Origin of the sequence: Companilactobacillus paralimentarius DSM 13238 = JCM 10415, from assembly GCF_001434985.1 — a bacterium.
GTDB lineage: Bacteria > Bacillota > Bacilli > Lactobacillales > Lactobacillaceae > Companilactobacillus > Companilactobacillus paralimentarius.
Genome location: NZ_AZES01000119.1, coordinates 1 through 271 on the forward strand (window position 1 = coordinate 1; position 271 = coordinate 271).

Consider the following 271-nt stretch of genomic DNA (forward strand, 5'->3'; position numbering starts at 1 on the left):
AAAGAAATACGTTTATTGTTGTACCAATTGATATATTTAGCGACTATGTTCTTTAATTCGGTTAGGTCATCGATATTATACCTATAAAGACATTCTCTTTTGAGCAGATTAAAAAAACTCTCAATTGGGGCGTTGTCGTGACAATTGCCTTTTCGAGACATACTTTGTTCAATACCCATTGTTTTTAGGGTATCTCGATAATATTTGAGCTGATAATGCCATCCTTGATCAGAGTGAAGGATTGGTTTTAAAGAGGGAACTATATTTTGCT

At 33.6% G+C, this 271-nt stretch carries 1 protein-coding gene; it reads right to left on the reverse strand.

Features of this window, described 5'->3' with window-relative positions:
* Nucleotides 1–271 (reverse strand): integrase core domain-containing protein (locus FD33_RS10260; RefSeq protein ID WP_156407841.1); only part of this gene is annotated, 271 nt, incomplete at both ends.